This is a genomic window from Gordonia sp. NPDC003422, assembly GCF_053588675.1.
In genome coordinates this window covers 22428-38788 of record NZ_JBSFQL010000021.1, presented here as the reverse complement: position 1 = coordinate 38788, position 16361 = coordinate 22428, and the positions used below count along the sequence as shown (strand labels likewise).

12 protein-coding genes are annotated in these 16361 nt (G+C 66.9%); 9 read left to right on the top strand and 3 right to left on the bottom strand.

Translation table 11 applies throughout. The features are described 5' to 3' along the window. Positions 1-80: 80 nt before the first annotated feature. Complete coding sequence (locus ACWDTF_RS17660; RefSeq protein ID WP_449754767.1) at positions 81-1637, bottom strand: PucR family transcriptional regulator; 1557 nt, start codon at positions 1635-1637, stop codon at positions 81-83. 111 nt (positions 1638-1748) lie between these two features. On the opposite strand from ACWDTF_RS17660, the gene ACWDTF_RS17655 reads away from it, so the two are divergent. The 8 genes from ACWDTF_RS17655 to ACWDTF_RS17620 all read left to right on the top strand — a co-directional run bounded on the left by ACWDTF_RS17655 (position 1749) and on the right by ACWDTF_RS17620 (position 12510). Then, positions 1749-3176: an aminobutyraldehyde dehydrogenase gene (locus tag ACWDTF_RS17655; RefSeq protein WP_240855187.1), complete on the top strand. Its 1428-nt coding sequence runs from the start codon at positions 1749-1751 to the stop codon at positions 3174-3176. Positions 3177-3186: 10 nt separating this feature from the next. After that, positions 3187-5148: a primary-amine oxidase gene (locus tag ACWDTF_RS17650; protein ID WP_449754766.1), complete on the top strand. Its 1962-nt coding sequence runs from the start codon at positions 3187-3189 to the stop codon at positions 5146-5148. After that, positions 5145-6005, top strand: a complete 861-nt coding sequence (locus tag ACWDTF_RS17645) for a universal stress protein (protein WP_449754765.1) — start codon at positions 5145-5147, stop codon at positions 6003-6005. The genes ACWDTF_RS17650 and ACWDTF_RS17645 overlap by 4 nt, the downstream gene beginning before the upstream one ends. Positions 6006-6067: 62 nt before the next feature. Continuing rightward, positions 6068-7417 (top strand): 4-aminobutyrate--2-oxoglutarate transaminase, encoded by a 1350-nt coding sequence (gene gabT / locus ACWDTF_RS17640; protein ID WP_449754764.1) that lies wholly within the window; start codon positions 6068-6070, stop codon positions 7415-7417. After that, positions 7414-8889 carry an NAD-dependent succinate-semialdehyde dehydrogenase gene (locus ACWDTF_RS17635; protein WP_433256948.1) on the top strand — a complete coding sequence of 492 codons (1476 nt, stop codon included), beginning with the start codon at positions 7414-7416 and terminating at the stop codon, positions 8887-8889. Before gabT ends, ACWDTF_RS17635 begins: the two co-directional genes overlap by 4 nt. 19 nt (positions 8890-8908) lie before the next feature. Further along, positions 8909-10444 (top strand): APC family permease, encoded by a 1536-nt coding sequence (locus ACWDTF_RS17630; protein WP_240855194.1) that lies wholly within the window; start codon positions 8909-8911, stop codon positions 10442-10444. A 21-nt stretch (positions 10445-10465) separates the two neighbouring features. Then, positions 10466-11461: a nitrilase-related carbon-nitrogen hydrolase gene (locus tag ACWDTF_RS17625; RefSeq protein WP_449754763.1), complete on the top strand. Its 996-nt coding sequence runs from the start codon at positions 10466-10468 to the stop codon at positions 11459-11461. Continuing rightward, a complete protein-coding gene (locus tag ACWDTF_RS17620; protein ID WP_449754762.1) occupies positions 11461-12510 on the top strand; it encodes an agmatine deiminase family protein in 1050 nt (349 codons plus the stop codon). The genes ACWDTF_RS17625 and ACWDTF_RS17620 overlap by 1 nt, the downstream gene beginning before the upstream one ends. 751 nt (positions 12511-13261) lie before the next feature. On the opposite strand, the gene ACWDTF_RS17615 is transcribed toward ACWDTF_RS17620, so the two are convergent. Together ACWDTF_RS17615 and ACWDTF_RS17610 are read right to left on the bottom strand one after the other, a co-directional pair. Beyond that, positions 13262-14104, bottom strand: coding sequence for a Cof-type HAD-IIB family hydrolase (locus ACWDTF_RS17615; protein ID WP_449754761.1), 843 nt, complete (start codon positions 14102-14104; stop codon positions 13262-13264). Positions 14105-14133: 29 nt separating this feature from the next. After that, entirely contained in the window at positions 14134-14706 is a 573-nt protein-coding gene (locus tag ACWDTF_RS17610) for a TetR/AcrR family transcriptional regulator (protein ID WP_240855200.1), read from the bottom strand. Between the two features lie 156 nt (positions 14707-14862). On the opposite strand from ACWDTF_RS17610, the gene ACWDTF_RS17605 reads away from it, so the two are divergent. Continuing rightward, positions 14863-16329 carry an MFS transporter gene (locus ACWDTF_RS17605; RefSeq protein ID WP_449754782.1) on the top strand — a complete coding sequence of 489 codons (1467 nt, stop codon included), beginning with the start codon at positions 14863-14865 and terminating at the stop codon, positions 16327-16329. Positions 16330-16361: the final 32 nt, after the last annotated feature.

Here is a 16361-nt window from a genome sequence, read left to right as displayed (position 1 = left end):
CCGGTGACCGGTCCGCGCCGCCCGGCCACTGACACCGGTGTGCACGACAATCGACCCGCCGGTCGAGGAGAATGTCCATGTCACGTCTGCCATTGCGTTTCCCCGTCTGTTCCGGACCTCGCCGTGATGGCCAGCAGCAACTCCGCCCTCACCCGGGCGGAGTCGAGGTCGCAGTCCACGATGTCACGGATCTTGAGCAACCGGCTCCGCAACGTGTGCCGATGAACGCCCAACGCGACCGCCGCGTGCTCCCATTGCCCGTTGGCCTCCAGAAAGGCGCGTAACGACGCCAAGAGGTCGGTGCCGTGCTTGGTGTCGTAGTCGACGATCGGGTCTACGAGCACCCCCGCGAGAGTGTCGAGGACCCGTCGCACATCAGGTGCGCAGAGCAGCGTCCGGCCCACCGCGCGCAGCGCGTCCTCTGGTTCACCCCCGACAGGCGCCACCACCGCTGCCATCCGCGCCTGGTCCGCGGCAGCACGCAGGTCGCCCGCATCGTGCGCAGCGCTCACCCCGATCCGCAGGTGATCGCGCACATCGGTCGGCAGGTCGACGAAGAGTCCGGAGACGAACTCGATGTCGTCGCTGCCGCGCACGACGATGATGAGGTCGTCGGACCCGACGGTGTGGAACATAGCCCGTCCGGCACCGCCGAGCCGATCGTCGACGGCCTCACCGACCGCCGCGTGGTCGTGGCTTCCGCGTACTGCGATGACGCGGACCTGCTCCTGGGAATCGGCCGCGGCGAGCAGCACCGAGCGGGCAGCGGACTCATCGTATTCGCCGGCGAGCAGGATGCGCATCGCCGTCGTGTTGACCCGGGCCTGCTCGGCACGGAGTCGTCGTGGCTTGTGGAAGTCCAGCGCCAGCAGCGAGTTCGCGTGTCCGATCAAGACCTGGTCGACAGCCCGTGCATCGCCGGGCAGTTCGACGACGAGGTAGCCGTGGATGTGCCGGCCCAACCGGATCGTCTGCACGACCACTGTGCAGTCCTCGACGGGGATCACGCTGCTGTCGGCGATGGCATCGCCGTGCGGGGACTCGGCGACGAGCGACGCGATCATCGACATCACGTTGTCCGACGGAGGTGTGTGACCGTGCGCCACGATCCGCGCCTGCGGATCCACCACGGTGACCAGCCCGCCGCTCGCCCGCGACAACTCGTGCACGATCGCAGCCACCCCACCGTTCGCGGCGGCACGCGTCATCCGAGGCTGGGCCCGCGACGCGGCGAGCATCTGCTCGTACTGCTGCTCGGCGAGCCGTTCCATCACCGCTTTCACGACCGCCGCGAACGGCGTTGCGAACGGAACCTCGAACACGGCAAGACCGCAGGTGTCAGCCTCGTCGAGAAGCTCGGCGGGAATGTCGCTGAAGGACAGACCGACCCCGAATCCCAGCGCCGCGATGTCACTGTCGACGAGCTCGCGCACGTAGGCTCGCCGCCCGGCCGGATCGGCGGGCAGGCCCATCCCCGTCGTGAGGACGACCTCGCCTCCGGACAACCAGCGGCCAGGGTGGGGCAGTTCGGTGGTCACCGCGAAGGTGACCTGGGCAATCGCCCCCACCGACCCGGCCCGCAGTCGTAGGCTCAGGTCTTCCCGACCGATGAGCCAACGGACGGCGAGGCCCACCATGCACTCCAATCTGTCGCGTAGATCACATTCAGTTACGCCATTTTGGCAGATGCAGCGGCCCCGCGCCTTGTGCAGTCTGTCTCTACCACCCCGCCATCAGAGAGGTCCGTCATGACCGAGCGGCTCCAGAACTTCGTCAACGGCGCATTTGTCGCCTCCACGTCCACCGAATCCCTGGACGTGATCAACCCGGCCGACGAGTCGCTGGTGGCCGTCGCGCCGGTGTCGACGGCGGCGGAAGTGAGCGGTGCCGTCGATGCCGCGGCGAGCGCTTTCGCCTCGTGGGGCCGGACGACGCCACGAGAACGGCAGTCCGCGCTACTCGCGATCGCGGACCAGATCGAGAAGAAGGCCGACGAGATCGTCGATGCTCAGGTCCGCAACACAGGTCAGTTGCGTTCCCTCGTGCGATCCGAGGAAGTTCTCGTCGGCGCCGATCAGATGCGCTTCTTCGCCGGTGCCGCCCGCCTGCTGGAAGGCCGGTCGGCGGGCGAGTACATGGAGGGCTTCACGTCCTACGTGCGGCGCGAACCGATCGGGGTGGTCGGCCAGGTCACGCCGTGGAACTACCCGTTCATGATGGCCCTGTGGAAGATCGGCCCGGCGCTGGCGGCGGGCAACACCATCGTCCTCAAGCCCAGCGACACCACGCCGGAGAGCACGCTCACCCTGGCGGAACTCACCCGGGGCATCCTGCCCGACGGTGTGCTGAACGTGGTCCTCGGCACCGGGGAGACCGGCGCCGCGCTGGTGTCCGACCGACGCCTCGGTCTGGTGTCGATCACCGGATCGGTACGCGCGGGCATCGCGGTGGCGGCGGCCGCAGCGGCCGACGTCAAACGCGCGCATCTCGAACTCGGTGGCAAGGCACCGGCGATCGTGTTCGGCGACGCCGACATCGACAAGGCGGCCAGCGGCATCGCCGAGGCGGCCTTCTTCAATGCCGGCCAGGACTGCACCGCAGCGACCCGCGCCATCGTGCACGCGTCGGTGTATGACGAGTTCCTCGACGGCCTGGTGGCCCAGGCCCAGAAACTCCGGCCCGGCGGAGTCGACGACGAGGACGCATTCTACGGTCCCCTCAACAACATTCGGCACTTCACCGCGGTCAACCAGAAGATCGCCGCGCTGCCCGACCACGCGACGATCGTGACCGGCGGCAACCGGCACGGCGACAAGGGGTTCTACTTCGAACCGACGGTGATCACCGACGTCCGCCAGGACGACGACATCGTGCAGAACGAGGTGTTCGGACCGGTCATCACCGTGCAGCGCTTCGACGACACCGACGACGCGATCGCCATGGCCAACGGTGTCGACTACGGCCTCGCATCCAGCATCTGGGCATCCGATCACGGACTGGTGCAACGTGTTTCGGCGCGCATCGATGCCGGTGCGGTGTGGGTGAACTGCCATATCCCGCTGGTCGCCGAGATGCCGCATGGCGGATTCAAGCATTCCGGATACGGCAAAGACCTCTCTGCATACGGGGTCGAGGACTACACCCGTATCAAGCACGTCATGAGCGCCCACGACTGAGAGGATCGCAGTGACCGACAGGGATTTTCACCCGCAGGATTTTCACCCGCTCGATCCACTGACGCGCGACGAGTTCACCGCTGTGGTGGACATCTTGGGAACCGCGCACGGCGTAGCGGCCCCCGAATGGCGTTACGCGAGTATCGAGATGGCCGAACCCGACAAGGCCGCACTCGCCCGGTACGACGCCGACGCAACCGTGCCCGAGCGTGCGGCGCACGTCGTGTGTTTCGAGCGTGCGAGCAACAAGACGTACAAGGCCCTGGTGTCCCTGACCGATTCCACGGTCACCACCTGGGAGCACATCCCCGGGGTACAGGCGAATTTCACCGTCGACGAGTGGGAGGAGGCCGATGCAGCACTGCGGTCGCATCCCGATGTGATCGCGGCGCTCGCGCGGCGGGGGATCACCGACATGAGCCTGGTGTTCATGGACACCTGGACCTACGGTGCTGTCCTGATCCCGGAGCGCTACCGGGGCAGGCGGATCGGATGGTCGGACAGCTGGGTTCGCAAGGGACCGGGCATGAATCCCTATGCGGGGCCGGTCAACGGCTTCCACTGCATCATCGACCTGAACTCGATGGAGCTGCTGGAGATCGAGGACACCTTCACCCTGGACAACCCCGAGATCATGGGCGAATACGTGCCCGCTCACCTCCCCGAAGAGATCCGAGCCGCGAGCACTCGTGAACCGCTGCGCGCGTTGGACATCACGCAACCCGACGGCCCGTCGTTCACTCTCACCGGCCATCGCCTCGACTGGCAGAACTGGTCCCTGCGTGTGGGATTCAACCATCGCGAAGGCATGACCCTGCACGCGGTCAGCTACAACGACAACGGCAGGCGACGGCCCATCGCGCACCGCATGTCGTTCGCGGAGATGATGGTCCCCTACCGCGATCACTGCGTGGATCATTACCGCAGAACCGCATTCGACATCGGCGAATGGGGTCTGGGGTTCATGACCACGTCGCTGGAACTCGGGTGCGACTGTCTCGGCGAGATCCGCTACCTCGACGCGGTACTGCACGACAGCAAGGGCGAGCCCTACGTCATCACCAACGCCATCTGCATCCACGAGGAGGACAACGCCGTCCTGTGGAAGCACGTCGACCACGACGGCGCCGAGGTGCGCCGCATGCGCCGCCTCACCGTGTCGTGCCACGTCACCGTCGCCAACTACGAGTACCTCGTCTACTGGCGGTTCTATCAGGACGGCAACATCGAATGCGAGGTGCGCGCGACGGGCATCATGGTCGTCAGCACACTGGCCCCCGGACAAACCCCCGAACACGGCACGATCGTCGACAACGGCACCTATGCGCCGTTCCATCAACACTTCCTCATCGCCCGGCTCGACCTCGATGTGGACGGAAGCCAGAACACGCTCTACGCCACCGAGACCCAGGTGGTGCCCACCGGTCCGGACAATCCGTACGGCCTCTCGCTGCGCCAGGTCAACACACCGTTGCGCACCGAGCAGGAAGCCAAGCAGGACATGAACTTCCAGACCCAGCGGGCCTGGAAGGTGGTGAACGAGAACACAACCAACGGTCTGGGCACGCATCCGTCCTACAAGTTGGTGCCCGGGGCCGCATTCCCCCCCATGTTCGACCCCGACTCACCCATCCTCGACCGCTGCCGGGCCATCGAGCACACGCTGTGGGCGACCCCCAACTCTCCCGATGAGCGTTGGCCGGCAGGGGAATTCGTCAACCAGAGCGCCGGCGGTCTCGGACTGCCGGAGTGGACGTCCGCCGACCGGTCGATCGACAACACCGACGTGGTGCTCTGGTACGTCTTCGGAATCCATCACATCACCCGGCCCGAGGACTGGCCGATCATGCCGTCGGACACGGTGAGTTTCTGGCTCAAGCCGGTCGGATTCTTCGACCGCAACCCGTCCCTCGACGTCGCCCCGACACCGCCCGCCGCGTGCCACCACGATTCCACCGGGGGCCACGCATGAGGCTGCTCGTCGCCTACCTGGCCACCCCCGGAGGCGCTGACGCCCTGGCCCTCGGCGCGCGCCTGGCCCGCAGCTTCGGCGCCGAACTCGACATCGCCATGGTGCTACCGCCCGACCGGGTGGCCCCGGCCCCGCCCGGCGACTTCGAGGCCGTCCTGTCCGACCGTGCGAGCCGCTGGCTGGCCGACGCCGCCGCCCAGGTTGACGATGACGTCACGGTCACAACACATGTCGCGTTCGCCGAATCGTCGGGCGCCGGGATCATCGAGATCGCCGAGCGGCTCGGGGCGTCCGCGATCGTCGTCGGCGGTGGAGGCGGTGGCCTCATCGGGACACACTCCCTCGGCACCGTCGTCAACGGTCTGCTGCACTCGTCGCCGCTGCCGCTGGTCGTCGCACCGCGGGGCGCCTACCGGGCGGGGATCTCCCGTATCCGTGAGATCACCTGCGCCATCGGCGATCGCCCCGGCGCCGACGAACTCCTCGACACAGCCACCCGATTCTGTGCTGCCGCCAAGGTGGGTCTACGGCTGATCTCCCTGGTGGCCGTGGAACCGGTGAGCGGCGCCGTGCGCGACGACGAGAGCTCGCTCGAGGCGGCGCGGGCACACGCGCGCAGCCTGGTCGACGACGCCCGATCACGCCTGCCCGCTGAGGTTCCGGTGAGCGCAGAGGTGGTCGAGGGACGTCACATCGAGGACGCGGTGCACAAACTCGACTGGCACGACGGCGACCTGATCATGGTCGGATCGAGTCGCCTGGCACAGCCGCGTCGGCTGTTCCTCGGATCGACTGCGGCCAAGATGATGCGCGTCCTGCAGGTACCGATGATCGTGGTGCCGCGCGGCGCGCGCTGACCCGGCGCGGCGGTGTCCGCTGCCGATGAAACCCTCTGTCCCGACTGCTTCTTGGAGGACCAGTGTCCGAAATAACGTACCGTCTGCCGCAGAAGCGGAGTCTGGTCACCGAACTGCCCGGCCCGCGGTCTCGGGCGCTCGCGCAGCGCCGTGCCGGTTGTGTGGCCGCGGGCGTGAAGTCGGCGGTGCCCGTGTATGCCGCCGACGCCGACGGCGGGTTCGTCGTCGACCTCGACGGCAACTCGCTGCTCGACCTCGGTGCGGGTATCGCGGTGACCAGCGTCGGTGCCTCTGATCCCCGGGTGCGTGCCGCGGTGGCTGCGCAGGTGGAACACTTCACGCACACCTGCTTCATGGTGACCCCGTACGAGAACTACATCGAGGTTGCCGAGGCGCTCGCCGACCTGACGCCAGGCGACCACGAAAAGCGCAGCGTCCTCTTTAATTCCGGTGCCGAGGCGGTGGAGAACGCCGTCAAGGTCGCCCGCCTGGCGACCGGACGAGATGCGGTCGTCGCATTCGACAACGCCTACCACGGCCGCACCAACCTCACCATGGCGCTGACCGCCAAGAACATGCCCTACAAGGCGCATTTCGGCCCGTTCGCGCCCGAGGTGTACCGGATGCCGATGTCGTATCCGTACCGCGATCCCGACGGTTTCACCGGTGAGCAGGCCGCCGCGCGCGCCATCGCCGCCATCGAGGCCCAGATCGGCGCCGACCAGGTGGCCGCGATCATCATCGAACCCATCCAGGGTGAGGGCGGATTCATAGTCCCCGCAACGGGATTCCTGCCGACGCTGCGAGAGTGGGCGCGCACCAACGACGTCGTGTTCATCGCCGACGAGGTACAGACCGGATTCGCGCGGACCGGCTCGTGGTTCGCGTGCGACGACGAGGGCATCGTGCCCGACATCATCACCATGGCCAAGGGCATCGCCGGCGGCATGCCGCTGTCGGCGATCACCGGCCGCGCAGACCTGCTCGACCGCGTGCATCCCGGCGGACTCGGCGGCACCTACGGCGGCAACCCGGTCGCCTGCGCGGCCGCGCTCGCCGCATTCGACACGATGCGGGAACTCGACCTGCCCGCGCGGGCACGAAACATCGGGACCATCATCGAGTCGCGGCTGCGGCAGCTCGCCGAACGCACCGACGTCGTCGGCGACATTCGTGGGCGAGGGGCGATGATGGCGGTTGAGTTGGTCAAACCCGGTACAACACGACCCAATCCAGAGTTGACCGGCGCCGTCGCCGCACGCGCGCTCGAACAGGGTGTCATCGTGCTCACCTGCGGCACCGCGGGCAACGTGATCCGGCTGCTCCCGCCCCTGGTGATCGACGACGCCGCGCTCGCCGACGGCCTCGACGTGCTGTGCGACGCCATCCTCACGCTCGGATCGGCCCGATGACTGCGCTCGCGCAGCGGGCCGACGTCGAGGCAGTGCTGACCCGCGTGCCCACCGGGCTGTGGATCGGCGGCCAGGCACGCGAGGCGAGGACCGGCGCCACTTTCGCGGTCCACGATCCGGCCACCGGATCGGTCCTGACACGCGTCGCCGATGCGGGGGTCGACGACGGCCTCGACGCGTTGTCGGCGGCAGCGCAATGCCAACGGGAGTGGGCGGCAACCCCACCCCGGCAACGCTCGGAGATCCTCCGGCGCGCATGGGAACTCGTGACGGCGCAGGCCGACGACTTCGCGACGCTGATGACGGCCGAGATGGGCAAGACACTCGCCGAGAGCCGGGGCGAGGTCGCCTACGGCGCGGAGTTCCTGCGCTGGTTCGCCGAAGAGGCGGTGCGTGTCGGCGGACGCACCACCACCGCACCGTCGGGCAACGGCCGGATCCTGGTCAGCAAGGAACCGGTCGGTCCATGTCTTGCGGTGACACCGTGGAACTTTCCGCTCGCGATGGGGACCCGCAAGATCGGTCCGGCGCTCGCCGCCGGCTGCACGGTGATCGTCAAACCGGCCGAGGACACCCCGCTCACCATGCTGCTGCTCGCCTCGGTCCTGCGCGACGCCGGACTCCCCGACGGCGTGCTGTCGGTCATCCCCACCATGAACGCGCCGTCAGTCGTCGGAGCGCTGATGAGCGACGCGCGCCTGCGGAAGCTGTCGTTCACCGGTTCCACCCCGGTCGGCCGGGCACTCATCGCGCAGTCCGGCGAGAACGTTCTGCGCACATCGATGGAACTGGGCGGAAACGCACCCTTCATCGTCTTCGACGACGCCGACCTCGACGCCGCCGTCGAGGGGGCGATGGCAGCCAAGATGCGCAACGGTGGGCAGGCGTGCACAGCGGCCAACCGGTTCCTCGTCCACAACGCCGTCCGCGACGCCTTCACCGCGGCACTGACCGAACGCGTCGCATCGATGCGGGTAGGGGCCGGAGCCGAGGCGGATGTCGATCTGGGCCCCATCATCAATGCGCGACAACGCGATCGGATCGCCGATCTCGTCGACCGTACGATCAGCGCCGGCGCGCGCATCCGAACCGGCGGATCGGTGATCTCCGGACCCGGACACTTCTACGCACCGACGGTCATCGACGAGGTCGGCGCAGACGCCGAGATCTCGAGTGCCGAGATCTTCGGCCCGGTCGCCGCAATCACCGGGTTCGACACCGAAGAGGAGGCGATCGCCGCCGCCAACAACACCGAATTCGGCTTGGCAGCATACTTTTACACACGCGACCTGGACCGCGCCGCCCGCGTCGCCTCAGCTCTCGAGGCCGGCATGGTCGGCGTCAATCGGGGGATCATCTCGGATCCCGCCGCACCTTTCGGCGGAATCAAGCAGTCGGGCCTCGGCAGCGAAGGCGGGGCCGAGGGCATCGAGGAATATCTGAACACCAAGTACACCGCACTCACCGCCTGACCCACGACTGGAGCGTGCCATGGCCACCTCACCCACCGAGCCAGAACTGACCGAGACGTCGTCAAAGGGTCTGGCCGCCAATCGGATCGGCGTCTTCTCCGGCGCCGTTCTCGGCGTATCGACCGTCGCCCCCGGCTACACCCTGACTGCAAGCATCGGCCTGATCGTCGCAGCGGTCGGGTTGAAGATGCCGGCCATCTTCATCGCCGGGTTCATCCCGATGTTCCTGACCGCTTATGCCTATCGCGAGCTCAACTCCGACACCACCGATGCGGGCGCGTCGTTCACGTGGTCCACCAAGGCATTTGGTCCGTACGTGGGATGGATGTGCGGTTGGGGCATGGTGATCGCGACCATCATCGTGCTCTCCAACCTCGCCGCCGTCGGGGTGCAGTTCTTCTACCTCCTGCTGGCCCGCATCTTCGATCACCCGACTCTGGCCGATCTCGGCACCAGCAACAAGCTGGTCAACATCCTCACCACGCTCGCGTTGCTGGCGGCCGCCACCTACATCTCGATGCGCGGGATCACCACCAGCGAACGCATCCAGTACTACCTCGTCGGCTTCCAGATGATCGTCCTGGTGGTGTTCTCGGTGATCGCGTTCGTCAAGGTCGGCAACGGCAGCGCCCCCGGCGGTCTGACCTTCGACATCGACTGGTTCAACCCCTTCACCGGATTGACCATCACCGCGTTCGCCGTCGGCCTGACCGGATCGATATTCGCGTTCTGGGGCTGGGACACCTGCCTGACCCTCGGTGAGGAGAGCAAGGACCCCGAGCGCACCCCGGGTCGTGCGGGTCTGCTGTGCGTGCTCACCATCCTCGGCACCTACCTGCTGGTCGCCCTGGCGACGATGATGTACGCCGGTGTCGGCGAGGAGGGTCTGGGGTTGGGCAACCCGGACAACGCCGACAACGTGTTCGGCGCTCTCGCCGAGCCTGTCATGGGCCGGTGGGGCGGCATCTTGCTGTTCCTCGCGATCCTGGTGTCTTCGTTGGCAAGTCTGCAGACGACATTCCTGCCCGTCGCCCGCACGATGCTGTCCATGGGTTCCTATCGCGCCTTCCCGGCCAAGTTCGCCGAGATCAGTCCGCGGTTTCTGTCGCCGGCCTACGGTGCGGCCGTGGCCGGTGTCGTCACCGCCGTCTTCTACACGGCCGTCACACTGCTGTCCGAGCGAACCCTGACCGACACGATCGCGGCGCTCGGCATCATGATCTGCTGGTACTACGGGATCACTGCCTTCGCGTGCGTGTGGTACTTCCGTCACCAGTTGTTCGCCAACGCGCACAACATCATCTACAAGTTCCTGTGCCCGCTCTTGGGCGGCACGGCGCTGCTGATTGTGTTCGTGATCTCCGTCGGTGAGAGCTTCGACCCCGAGAATGGCAGCGGCGCATCGCTGTTCGGCGTCGGACTGATCTTCTACATCGGGTTCGGCCTACTGCTCCTCGGCGCGGTGCTGATGATCGTGATGCGCATCCTGCGGCCGGCCTTCTTCCGGGGCGAGACGCTGCCACGGTCGACACCCGAGACCACATCCGTTCGCTGACAACGAGAGGACCATTCGATCATGCGCACGATCACCGCGCTGACACCGCCCGAGTCGCCGGCACGCGTCGACGCCCCGTCGCGAGAACCGCTGCGCGTCGGGCTTGTCCAGCATCGGTGGCAGCCGTCCACGGACGCACTGCTTGCCGAACTCTCGGAGGGGATTGCGCTGGCTGCCGCCGAGGGCGCCAAGGTGGTGTTCCTGCCCGAACTCACTCTGAGCCGCTACCCCGCCTTCGTCCGCGGCGGGAGCGACCCGGGTGCCGATGCCGAGGATCTCGACTCCGGTCCGACGCTGCGGTTCGCGGCGGATGCGGCCAAGCGCAATGGTGTGCTGGTACATGCGTCCCTCTACGAGCGCGACGATCCGGACAACCACGAGATCCATGGTGACGGACTGGGTTTCAACACCGCGGTCCTCGTGGGGCCCGACGGTCTGGTGGCCCGCACCCGCAAACTGCACATCCCGGTCACCCAGGGCTACTACGAGGACACCTACTTTCGCCCGGGTCCCGCCGAACCCGACGCGTACCCGGTACACACCGCGGAGGAACTGGGCGGAGCACGACTGGCAATGCCGACGTGTTGGGACGAATGGTTCCCCGAGGTCGCACGGATGTATTCGTTGGCCGGAGCCGAGATCATCGTCTACCCGACTGCCATCGGATCGGAACCCGGGCATCCGGAGTTCGATACCCAACCGCTGTGGCAGAACGTGATCGTCGGCAACGGAATTGCCAACGGCACGTTCATGATTGCTCCCAATCGGCACGGCGACGAGGGCGAGATCACCTTCTACGGTTCGTCGTTCATCTCCGACCCGTACGGCCGCGTGCTCGTGCAGGCGCCCCGCGACGAATCCGCGGTGCTCATCGCCGATCTCGATCTCGATCAGCGTCGCGACTGGCTCACCCTGTTCCCGTTCCTGATGACCCGGCGTCCCGACACCTACGCTCGGCTCACCGCGCCGGTGGATCGGGACAATCCGTTGGGCAACAACGGCACCGAGGTTCCGTGATGACGTGGCGGATGCCTGCCGAGCACGAGCCACACGAACGCACGTGGATGGCCTTTCCCGCTCCGGGCTACTCACTGGGTGACTCACCGGCGGAGCACGAGGAGGCACGGACCGCGTGGGCCGCGGTGGCCAACGCGATCAGCGAGTTCGAGCCGGTGACCGTCGTCGTCGATCCGAGCCAGACCGAGCACGCGCGCCGTCATCTGTCGTCGTCGATCGACATCGTGGCCGCACCGCTGGACGACGCCTGGATGCGCGACATCGGTCCGACGTTCGTCGTCGACGACGATGCGGATCCGGGCGCCCGGGTCGGCGGGGTGGATTGGGTGTTCAACGGCTGGGGCGCACAGGACTGGGCCACCTGGGACAACGACCAACACATCGCGTCGATGATCATCGAACGCACCGGCGTCTCCCACATCGCGTCGTCGCTGGTGAACGAGGGTGGCGGCATCCAGGTCGACGGCGCCGGCACGGTATTGGTCACCGAGACTGTGCAACTCGACCCGGGCCGTAACCCCGGTCTGAGCAAGAGCGACGTCGAGGCGGAGTTGGCGCGGACCATCGGGGTCGATCGGGTGATCTGGCTACCTCGTGGCCTCACCCGCGATTCGGAACGGTACGGGACGCGCGGACACGTCGACATCGTCGCTGCGATGCCGACTCCCGGCACCGTCATCGTCCACGAGCAGCGCAATCCGGATCACCCCGATCATGCGGTATCGCAGGAGCTTCGGACGATCCTCGAGAACACGGTGATCGACCATGGCACCGGACGTCCCGGGTCGTCCCTTGATGTCATCTCGGTGCCCGCCCCGCAGGTGCTCACCGACGACGAGGGATTCGTCGACTACAGCTACATCAACCATTACGTCGCCAACGGCGTGGTGATCGCCTGCTCGTTCGACGATCCGTCCGACGCCGAGGCCGCCGAGATCCTCGGCTCGGTGTATCCCGGTCGCGAGGTCGTCGCAATCGACGCCCGCGCGATCTTCGCCCGGGGCGGTGGGATCCACTGCATCACACAGAATCAGCCCGCCGGGACCTGACCTCGCCGAGGAGTCAGCGACTCACCCGCCGACGTCGTCGCGTGATGGTGGAGGCGGGAAGAACGTTGCCGCCCATGCGGCTGGGGATCTTCCGCGCGGCCGGCACCGCGACAACCAGAGCCGAATTGGAGAATGCGAGTGCTGCAGCACTCGCGTTCTCCAGCTCAACTCGAGTTCTCGCAGCTCGACGCGGGACGTGACCAGACACAAGCCCAGGCCGCACCCGACCTGGTCGGTGATGCGCCCCGGGTGCACTCAGACCACCCTGTGCCGAATCGGCTCACCTGTGTGCTGCAGCACACAGATTCTCCAACAGGACACAGAGTGTCTGGACCGCCTCCGCAGCAGACTGCGTCTCCCCAGGTCAGCGCGGTGGTCACCGAACTCTTCGAGTCAGGGACCCACCGTAGGCGTTGCCGACGATCATGGAGGCGGGAAGAGCGCGTTGTGACTGTGACTGAGATCGGGCCCGTGACGGTGGTCCTCCGGGTATTTCCCGGAAGCGGACGCTGACGGGCCCGATCTCAGTCACCGCTCGTCGGCCGTCGCGTTCCGCAGAACGCGCGGCACGGTCGTGGCGTCCGCAGAAAGTAGGGGACGAACCTTCGTCCCCTGGCAGCCTCAGAGTCCTCCCCTACTAATTTCTAGGGGACGACTGTGAACCCCGGGGACGAAACCCTTCCCCAAGTTTTGCGACGACGGAGCACACGCATCTCCCCAGGTCAGGAGGCCAAAGGCAGTACTCTTCGAGTCAGAGGAGATCGGGCAGGCCGAGGGCGGCGCGCACGGTCCGCACCACGCCGTTGTCTGCGTTGGACGGCGCGACGTAGCGCGCCTGCGCGAGGATGCGCGGGTGTGCGTTGGCCATGGCGTAGGACCAGTCTGCGCAACCGAGCATGGCCAGGTCGTTCAGGTAATCCCCGAACACCATCGTCTGCGCGGGCGTGATGCCCAATTTCTCCTGCACGGCGGTCACCGCGACGGATTTGTCGACGCCCGGCGCCATCACGTCGAGCCAATGTTGTCCGGAGACAACAACTTCCATGGCACCATCCAGCGCCATCAGCGTTGGTGCAGTGACCTTCTCGATGCCGCCGAAGTCATAGATCGCCACCTTGACAAGTTCGGTCCGAACCTCCCTGAGGTCGTCGACCACCTCGTGCGCGTAATAGTAGGGAACAACCTGCTCCAGGAATGCGTCGTCCGACCGGTCCACGAACGCGGTGTCGGGGCCGCACAGTACGACGCCGAGATCTGCTGCGCCGCTGTCGGTGAGGTCACGCGCCCGACCCAGGACGGTGGTGGCGACCCGGGGTTGGAGCCGAGTGACCCTGAGTTTCTCGCCATCACACGCGACGACCGACCCGTTCTCGGCGATCACCACCAGGCCGGGTACCGCGTGCCCGAGTTGATGCAGGAGCGTGGCGGCCTGCCGACCACTCGCGGGACTGAAAACGATTCCGCGTCGGCCGAGTTCATCGAGCAACGGCCACAGCGACTCCGGGATGCCCTTGCTTTCGTCGAGGAGCGTGCCGTCCATGTCGCTGACGATCAGGCGCACGTCGTCGGGAACGGGTGGGATCGGGGTGTTCATCGCTGTCAGTGTCTCACCGGCCGCAAGTGTCAGTGCGCCCGGCCGAGTAGGGGTGCCACCATCAGCCGTACATACCGGGAGATGTCCTCGACATCGGCGTCGGCGATCTCGCGGCTGGCGATTCGGTGGCGCATGAGCGAGATGCCGACGACGAGGGCATTGATGAGCTCCGCCTTGAGAGCAGCGTCCGGCCCGTCGAGGCGGTTCCCCAGCGTCTCGGTGAACGTCTTCTCGATGGCGTCGCGTATGACGTCGTTGACCGTCTCGCTGTCGACGACACCGACCAGCAGTCCGGTCATCCCGCCACCGGAGTCACTGACCTCGAGGACTTGACGAAGGATGCCGTCGGGCAGTTCGTCGAGGGGCGCCGTGGCGACCAGGTCGACGGTGGTCGAGATGCTCCCACGGACGGCCTCGACGAACAGATTCTCCTTGGAACCGAAGTAGCGGTTCACCAGCGACTGGTTGACGCCCGCCGCGCCCGCGATGTCGCGTGTGGTGACGTGAGCCCCGTGTTCGGCGAGAAGGGTTCGGGTCGCCTCGAGCAGCGCCTCACGGGTGGCGGCCGCGTTGCGCCGGCGCGGTTCGGACGCCTCGGACATGGAACTCCCTTGCTGTTGTCGACGGCCCAAGCCTAGTCGTGGTGACGTTGACCACTCACAAGTAAACACACGTTGACTTAGCTCCCGCACAAGCCTACCGTCATGTAGTCACATGTTTACTTATGCGCTTCCACACTCCGAAAGGAGCACCTCGTGATAGGCACGCCTGAAGCGGGCACTCGGGCGGGCGGCGTGGTCGCCACCCTCGCGTTCGCGGGCACGGTCGCTGCGATCATGCAGACCCTGGTCACCCCACTGCTGCCCCAACTGCCCGCAATCCTGAACACCACCGCGTCGAACTCGACGTGGGTCATCACGGTGACACTGCTCGTCGCCGCCGTGTGTGTGCCGGTGACCGGTCGTCTGGGCGATCTGCTCGGCAAGAAGCGCGTGCTGCTCGCGCTGACCGTGCCGCTGGCCGTCGGGTCGGTGGTGTGTGCCCTGTCGTCGTCGGTGGTCCCGATGATCGTCGGCCGCGGCCTGCAGGGCCTCGGCATGGGCATGGTGCCGTTGGGCATCGCGCTGCTGCGCGACGCGGTCCCATCGCACAAGTTGAGTTCGTCGATCGCGCTGGTGAGCGCGTCGATGGGCATCGGCGGCGGACTCGGTCTGCCGATCGCCGCGGCCGTCGCCGAGTACGCCGACTGGCGTGTGCTGTTCTGGGGTTCGGCGGTCCTCGCGGTCATCATCGCGGTCCTGGTGTGGACACTGATCCCCGACGTCCGGCCTGCCGCACAGGGCCAGCGATTCGACGCCCCGGGCGCGGTGCTGCTCGGCATCGGCCTGGTGAGCTTGCTGCTCGCGGTGTCCAAGGGCGCCGATTGGGGCTGGACCTCGGCCGGCATCGTCGGACTGTTCATCGGTGCGGTTGTCGCGCTACTGGCCTGGGGCGCTTGGGAATTGCGCACCCGCGAGCCGCTCATCGACCTGCGCACCACCGCACGCCCACGCGTGCTGACGACCAACATCGCGTCGATCTTCGTCGGCATCGGCATGTACGCCAGCATGCTGGTGTTCCCGCAATTGCTGCAGTTGCCCGAAGCCACCGGTTACGGCCTGGGCCAATCCATGCTGGCAGCCGGGCTGTGGATGCTGCCGGGCGGTCTGATGATGATGGTGGTCTCCCCATTGGGCGGCAAACTCACCGACGCCCGCGGTCCCAAGCTCACCCTGATGTGTGGCGTCACCGTGCTCGCCGCAGGGTACGGTCTGGCGCTGCTGCTCTCCGGCACGGCCTGGGGAATCATGGTGGCGCTCATGGTGATCAACAGTGGCGTCGGCCTGGCCTACGGCGCGATGCCCGCGCTCATCATGGGTTCGGTCCCGCTGTCGGAGACCGCGGCGGCCAACGGCTTCAACACGTTGATGCGTTCGCTCGGCACCTCGATCGGCGCGGCCGTCATCGGTGCGGTGCTCGCACAGATGACGATCACGTTCGGCGGCCACACGATGGCGTCGGAGGCCGGATTCAACGTCGCACTGCTCATCGGCGCGGGCGTGTCGCTCGTGGCGCTGGTGATCGCGTCGCTGATTCCGCGCGGGTCGGGTCCCGACGACGCGGTGCACGTCGCGGAGACCGACGACGCCTCGACCGATCAGGAACACAGCCTCGCGCGTGCGTGAGAGTTCCCCTCCGCGAGCTGAGATGTGAGCAT

Excerpts from the sequence above, each read along its gene's own strand:
- ACWDTF_RS17635 (WP_433256948.1), top strand. The coding sequence starts at position 7,414 with ATGACTGCGCTCGCGCAGCGGGCCGACGTCGAGGCAGTGCTGACCCGC.
- ACWDTF_RS17655 (WP_240855187.1), top strand. The coding sequence starts at position 1,749 with ATGACCGAGCGGCTCCAGAACTTCGTCAACGGCGCATTTGTCGCCTCC.
- ACWDTF_RS17660 (WP_449754767.1), bottom strand. The coding sequence starts at position 1,637 with ATGGTGGGCCTCGCCGTCCGTTGGCTCATCGGTCGGGAAGACCTGAGC.
- ACWDTF_RS17620 (WP_449754762.1), top strand. The coding sequence starts at position 11,461 with ATGACGTGGCGGATGCCTGCCGAGCACGAGCCACACGAACGCACGTGG.
- ACWDTF_RS17625 (WP_449754763.1), top strand. The coding sequence starts at position 10,466 with ATGCGCACGATCACCGCGCTGACACCGCCCGAGTCGCCGGCACGCGTC.
- ACWDTF_RS17615 (WP_449754761.1), bottom strand. The coding sequence starts at position 14,104 with ATGAACACCCCGATCCCACCCGTTCCCGACGACGTGCGCCTGATCGTC.
- ACWDTF_RS17610 (WP_240855200.1), bottom strand. The coding sequence starts at position 14,706 with ATGTCCGAGGCGTCCGAACCGCGCCGGCGCAACGCGGCCGCCACCCGT.
- ACWDTF_RS17630 (WP_240855194.1), top strand. The coding sequence starts at position 8,909 with ATGGCCACCTCACCCACCGAGCCAGAACTGACCGAGACGTCGTCAAAG.
- ACWDTF_RS17645 (WP_449754765.1), top strand. The coding sequence starts at position 5,145 with ATGAGGCTGCTCGTCGCCTACCTGGCCACCCCCGGAGGCGCTGACGCC.